At 51.4% G+C, this 4905-nt stretch carries 6 protein-coding genes; 4 read left to right on the top strand and 2 right to left on the bottom strand.

Annotated elements, in window-relative coordinates:
* Positions 1 to 568, bottom strand: a 568-nt coding sequence (locus tag FDW87_RS22455; RefSeq protein ID WP_252363143.1) for a GAF domain-containing protein, incomplete at its 3' end; no start/stop codon positions are given.
* A 12-nt stretch (positions 569 to 580) separates the two neighbouring features.
* Positions 581 to 1111: an RNA pyrophosphohydrolase gene (gene rppH, locus FDW87_RS12250; RefSeq protein WP_003825602.1), complete on the bottom strand. Its 531-nt coding sequence runs from the start codon at positions 1109 to 1111 to the stop codon at positions 581 to 583.
* A 684-nt stretch (positions 1112 to 1795) separates the two neighbouring features.
* Here rppH and mutH point away from each other — a divergent pair.
* From mutH to FDW87_RS12225, 4 genes are all read left to right on the top strand, one after another.
* Complete coding sequence (mutH, locus tag FDW87_RS12240) at positions 1796 to 2491, top strand: DNA mismatch repair endonuclease MutH (protein ID WP_137379799.1); 696 nt, start codon at positions 1796 to 1798, stop codon at positions 2489 to 2491.
* Between the two features lie 75 nt (positions 2492 to 2566).
* The gene (locus FDW87_RS12235) at positions 2567 to 3280 is read left to right on the top strand and encodes a TerC family protein (protein ID WP_016154277.1); all 714 of its coding nucleotides are present in this window, start codon (positions 2567 to 2569) and stop codon (positions 3278 to 3280) included.
* Positions 3281 to 3424: 144 nt separating this feature from the next.
* On the top strand, positions 3425 to 3643 hold the full coding sequence (ygdR, locus tag FDW87_RS12230) for a lipoprotein YgdR (protein WP_000758660.1): 219 nt from the start codon (positions 3425 to 3427) through the stop codon (positions 3641 to 3643).
* 106 nt (positions 3644 to 3749) lie between these two features.
* Entirely contained in the window at positions 3750 to 4790 is a 1041-nt protein-coding gene (locus tag FDW87_RS12225) for an NADP(H)-dependent aldo-keto reductase (RefSeq protein WP_016154278.1), read from the top strand.
* The last annotated feature ends 115 nt before the right edge of the window (positions 4791 to 4905 follow it).

The raw sequence follows: 4905 nt of genomic DNA, 5'->3' as shown, positions 1-4905 counted from the left end.
TCGCATCCTGCCAGCCTTCGGCTATTGCCACGCCAGGGGCGGCGGGCAATGCGCGGATGCGCGTTTGCCGGTATTGGCCGAACAGCGCGTTAAGCTGCGACTGCGAAAGAATCGCCGCCATTTGCGTAGCGAGCGTGACGAGGAAAGACTCTTCACTTTCATCGTACTGGCGCAATTCGCGCTGCTGGACCACCAGCACACCTAACAGCTGACGGCGCTGAATAATCGGTACGCCTAAGAACGCACGAAAGCGCTCTTCTTTTACCGAAGGGATGTATTTAAAGCTGGGATGTTTTTGCGCATCGGCGAGGTTGATAGGTTCCGCCAGCCTGCCAACCAGGCCAACGATACCTTCATCAAACGCGAGTGCGACAGTACGACCACGCGGTTTCTTCAGTCCCCGGGTCGCCATGAGGTAATAACAACGTCGATCGTGATCGGCCAAGTAAACCGAACAGACCTCTGTATCCATCGCAAGACAGATGTCGGTAACCAGAATATTCAGCGCTTCATTCAGACGCGGAGCACTGGCCACCTTTTCGACTATTTCGCGCAGGCGGGTGAGCATAATTTGCGTAGCTTAACCTCTTTTACGTCTGTACGCAGGTGCGCTTTGCGGCTTAGGAGTGCTCTCCTGAAGCGCCATGACAACACTTGCGAATTCTTTCATCACCCTGCGATAGACATCGCGTTTAAATGACACCACCTGTCGAACCGGATACCAGTAACTCACCCAGCGCCAGCCGTCGAACTCAGGTGTACTGCTGGTTTGCATATTGATTTCAGCATCGCTGCTGACCAATTGCAGAAGAAACCATTTTTGTTTCTGGCCGATACAAACCGGCTTCGTGTCCCAACGCACCAAACGTTTCGGTAACTTGTAACGCAACCAGTTACGAGTAGAAGCAAGGATCCGTACATCTTTACGACTGAGACCCACTTCTTCAAAGAGTTCCCGGTACATCGCCTGCTCTGCTGTCTCTCCTGCATTTATCCCACCTTGCGGGAATTGCCAGGAGTGCTGACCAAATCGCCGGGCCCACATGACCTGCCCCTGGCGGTTACAAATTACTATCCCTACATTCGGGCGGTAGCCATCGTCATCAATCACCGGACTACCTCAATATAAACCTTATATACAAACGATTGTTTCACACTCCAGAGAGGCGGTAAACCACTCTGTTAAGGGCGCGATACTCTAATAACAATTGAATAACTCACAGCTAAGGGCGGAGTTATAAACAGAAGAAGGGCAAGCAAGGCGATTTTATTCACCTTTTCTGTGGATATAGTTGTGAAGAAGTACGGAATTACTATGGGAAAACCCAGAACAGTCCGAATAAGACATTCGTCACATATCAAAAATAGTCTTCTATATTCATAAAGTTAAAACCGTTCAGCGCAAATAAACCCATAGAAACGTGACGTATATCACGCACACGATCTTCAGGCTGATGAAAGATCGACCAGCGTTGGTTTTATCCACAGATTATGCCAATAAGTTAGGCACAATTTGTGTGAAAATTCGATTTTCGTCGCACGTCAAGGCTGTAAATTGAAACAGTAGTGGGGGTTTTTCACAGTTATCCCATCTTTCTGTGGATAACATGGTGTAAGATCCTGTTCATTGTCAGTGACCAGAATTGGAAAACCCGCTTCGCTGTTGCGCAACTCTGCGTATGTGAATCTAAAAACCAATATAAATCATAGAATTGAATAAAGCATGTGGAAAAAGATAAACTCTGTCCACACGGTATAAAATCTTTGCTCATTTTTTCACCTAAGGGTTAACCCGATGTCAGAACTCCATCCGCTGCTTTCTCCCCCTGAATCTGAAGCCCAGTTGTTGAGCCAGGCACAGCTGCTTTCGGGCTACGCGCTGGGAGAGTTGGCGGCAATGGCGGGACTCGTCGCCCCCAAGGATCTCAAGCGCGATAAAGGCTGGATTGGCGTGCTACTGGAAATCTGGCTCGGCGCCAGTGCGGGCAGCAAACCGGAGCAGGATTTTGCGGCGCTGGGCGTGGAGCTGAAAACAATCCCAGTGGATAGCCTTGGCAGACCGCTGGAAACCACCTTTGTGTGCGTGGCACCGTTAACCGGCAATACCGGCGTTACCTGGGAAACCAGCCATGTGCGGCACAAACTTAAACGCGTTCTGTGGATCCCGGTAGAAGGCGAACGCAGCATCCCGCTGGCTGAGCGCCGCGTCGGCTCTCCCCTGCTGTGGAGCCCGAATGAAGAAGAAGACCTGCAATTGCGTCTGGACTGGGAAGAGTTGATGGACATGATAGTGTTAGGCCACGTCGAACGCATCACTGCCCGCCATGGGGAAGTGCTACAGCTGCGTCCTAAAGCCGCCAACGCCCGAGCGCTTACCGAGGCCATTGGCGCCCATGGCGAACCCATCCTGACCCTACCACGCGGTTTTTACTTGAAAAAGAACTTCACGCGCGCATTGCTTGAGCGACATTTCTTGTTCCAGGCGCAATAGGCACCGTCCGGTCTTTCACCCGCCGCGTTACGGGCCTATAATTACCGCTTCTTTTTTTTGGCAGGACTTTGTTCGATGTTATTTGCATGGATAACCGATCCTAACGCCTGGCTTGCGCTCGGTACGCTGACGCTGCTGGAGATCGTTCTTGGGATCGACAATATTATTTTCCTCTCTCTGGTTGTAGCCAAACTCCCGACAGCGCAACGCAATCATGCCCGACGTATTGGGCTTGCGGCGGCGATGATCATGCGTCTGGCACTGCTCGCCTCTATTGCCTGGGTAACGCGTCTGACAAACCCGCTATTCGAAGTGTTTGGCGAGGCAATATCAGCGCGCGACCTGATCCTTCTACTGGGGGGATTGTTCCTGATCTGGAAAGCCAGTAAGGAGATCCACGAATCCATTGAAGGTGAGGAAGAGGGGCTGAAAACCCGCGTTTCCTCTTTTCTGGGCGCGATTGTGCAGATCATGTTGTTAGACATTATCTTCAGCCTGGATTCCGTGATTACTGCGGTAGGCTTGTCCGATCATCTGTTTATCATGATGGCGGCAGTGGTGATTGCCGTGGGTGTGATGATGTTTGCTGCACGCCCGATTGGCGATTTTGTCGATCGCCATCCTTCGGTAAAAATGCTGGCGCTCTCGTTCCTGATTCTGGTCGGTTTCACGCTAATTCTGGAAAGTTTCGACGTCCACGTTCCGAAAGGATATATCTATTTCGCCATGTTCTTCTCTATTGCGGTAGAGACCCTGAACCTGTGGCGTAATAAAAAAAATCCGCTCTGATGAAATCCATCGCTCCCCGCACGGGGAGCGAATGCGCGCCACACCTACCTCTTCTCACAGTTTAAGATTTTACTGCTTTCGCCATGCACAACTTCGCGTTATTACTAAACTATTGTCAGATGCAGGCCATGTGAGGATAAGCAGATGAAAAAATGGGCAGTTTTGATTTCCGCCGTAGGACTGGCTTTTGCCGTTTCCGGATGCAGCAGTGACTATGTAATGGCGACAAAAGATGGTCGAATGATCCTGACCGATGGAAAACCAGAAATTGACGATGATACCGGTCTGGTGAGCTATCACGACCAGCAAGGCAATGCGATGCAGATTAATCGCGATGATGTGTCTCAAATCATTGAACGCTGATGGTTGAGGTCAGCAGCGCGCTGGCCTTAACAATTTTACTTCCCTTTTTCTCTTCCCTCAGCCATTTTTATAATCCTTATGTCGTGATTATAAAAAGGAAACGGCTATGCAATATCACCGTATACCCCACAGCTCGCTTGAAGTCAGTACACTGGGGCTGGGCACAATGACGTTTGGTGAACAAAACAGCGAAGCCGACGCACATGCACAGCTCGATTATGCCGTAGAACAAGGCATAAATTTGATCGACGTTGCCGAGATGTATCCGGTACCGCCGCGTCCTGAAACCCAGGGTCTCACCGAAACCTACGTAGGTAACTGGCTCGCCAAACACGGCAGCCGTGAAAAGCTAATCGTTGCTTCTAAGGTGAGTGGACCTTCACGTAACAACGACAGCGGTATTCGACCGAATCAGGCGCTGGACCGTAAAAATATCCGTGAAGCGCTGCACGACAGCCTGAAAAGACTGCAAACCGATTACCTGGATCTGTATCAGGTTCACTGGCCGCAGCGCCCGACCAACTGCTTTGGTAAGTTAGGCTACAGCTGGACGGACTCTGCGCCAGTCGTTTCGCTGCTGGATACGCTGGACGCGCTGGCAGAGTTTCAGCGCGCGGGGAAAATTCGCTACATCGGCGTGTCCAATGAAACCGCGTTTGGCGTGATGCGCTACCTGCACCTGGCGGACAAACACGATCTGCCGCGCATCGCCACCATCCAGAACCCCTACAGCCTGCTGAATCGCAGCTTTGAGGTTGGACTGGCGGAAGTGAGCCAGTATGAAGGCGTTGAACTGCTGGCCTACTCTTGCCTTGGCTTCGGTACATTAACCGGTAAATACCTGAACGGCGCGAAGCCTGCCGGTGCACGCAATACGCTGTTTAGCCGTTTCACGCGTTACAGCGGCGAGCAAACGCAAAAAGCCGTTGCGGCCTATGTGGATATCGCGAAACGCCATAATCTGGATCCTGCGCAAATGGCGTTGGCATTCGTGCGTCGTCAGCCGTTTGTCGCCAGCACCCTGCTGGGAGCCACGACGATGGAGCAGCTAAAAACCAACGTTGAAAGCCTGCATCTGGAGTTGAGCGAAGAAGTACTGGCAGAGATTGAAGCGGTGCATCAGGTGTATACCTATCCTGCACCGTGACGGTTAGTGCCTGATGGCGCTACGCTTATCAGACCTACAAATTGCTGCGTTCTGTAGGCCAGATAAGGCGACGCTGCCATCCGGCACATTCATTGTTCATTCATCTCGTACCTGG

The sequence above is a fragment of the Citrobacter sp. wls826 genome (assembly GCF_005281245.1).
GTDB classification, from domain to species: Bacteria; Pseudomonadota; Gammaproteobacteria; order Enterobacterales; family Enterobacteriaceae; genus Citrobacter; species Citrobacter braakii.
The sequence above is the reverse complement of the archived record's forward strand: the minus strand, read 5'-3'. Positions and strand labels throughout refer to the sequence as shown.

Bases quoted from the DNA above. Each gene is read 5' to 3' on its own strand.
- mutH (WP_137379799.1), top strand. From the start codon at position 1,796: ATGTCAGAACTCCATCCGCTGCTTTCTCCCCCTGAATCTGAAGCCCAG.
- FDW87_RS12235 (WP_016154277.1), top strand. From the start codon at position 2,567: ATGTTATTTGCATGGATAACCGATCCTAACGCCTGGCTTGCGCTCGGT.
- ygdR (WP_000758660.1), top strand. From the start codon at position 3,425: ATGAAAAAATGGGCAGTTTTGATTTCCGCCGTAGGACTGGCTTTTGCC.
- FDW87_RS12225 (WP_016154278.1), top strand. From the start codon at position 3,750: ATGCAATATCACCGTATACCCCACAGCTCGCTTGAAGTCAGTACACTG.